The sequence below is a fragment of the Pseudomonas sp. JV245A genome (assembly GCF_032424515.1).
Classification (GTDB): domain Bacteria; phylum Pseudomonadota; class Gammaproteobacteria; order Pseudomonadales; family Pseudomonadaceae; genus Aquipseudomonas; species Aquipseudomonas protegens.
In genome coordinates, this window is the sequence record NZ_VYKE01000477.1 from 1 (window position 1) to 713 (window position 713).

Consider the following 713-nt stretch of genomic DNA (forward strand, 5'->3'; position numbering starts at 1 on the left):
TGAACCAGACCGACGACCTGGAGCATGCATTCAAGCTGGCCCGGGGCATCGTTGCCGAGCGTGAGCAGGCAGACGGCTTCGAAGCGTCGGAACCGCAGATCTGGGCGCCCAGAGGCGTCATTGCCCATTGGCAACAATTGCGCAAACAGCAGGCACGAAAGGCCCTGCAGAGTGTCTCTATAAGCAGCAAGGAAGCACAGAGCAACTAAGCTGAAACAGTATCAAGGGGGAATGACCATGTACTTGACGCCTCAGCATATCCTGCTCGCCGGCGCCTCCGGCCTGACCGGGGAGCAACTGCTCGATCGTCTGCTCAACGAGCCCACCATCACCCGCGTCCTCGCGCCCAGCAGACGCCCACTGAGCGAACACCCACGCCTGGAAAACCCGGTCGGCGACCCCGCCGTATTCCTGCCGCAACTCAGCGGCAAAGTGGAAATCGCCTTCTGCTGCCTGGGTACCACCCTCAAGCAGGCCGGTTCCGAAGCCGCTTTTCGCGCGGTGGACCTGGACATGGTGGTGGCCTTCGGCAAACGCGCGCGGGAGCTGGGCGCACGGCACCTGATCGTGATCAGCGCCCTGGGCGCCGACCCCAAGTCGTCGATCTTCTACAACCGGGTCAAAGGTGAAATGGAAGAAGCACTGAAACTGCAGGGCTGGCCACAACTGACCATCTGCCGGCCATCACTGCTGCTGGGGGATCGCATCGAACC

At 62.1% G+C, this 713-nt stretch carries 1 protein-coding gene and 1 pseudogene; both read left to right on the forward strand.

From position 1 onward, the window contains the following. A pseudogene (locus F6S12_RS32545) lies at window positions 1-209 on the forward strand (peptidase C13); the annotation flags it as partial. Between the two features lie 28 nt (window positions 210-237). Beyond that, the coding region (locus F6S12_RS32550; protein WP_315869964.1) for an oxidoreductase at window positions 238-713 on the forward strand (476 nt) is incomplete at its 3' end.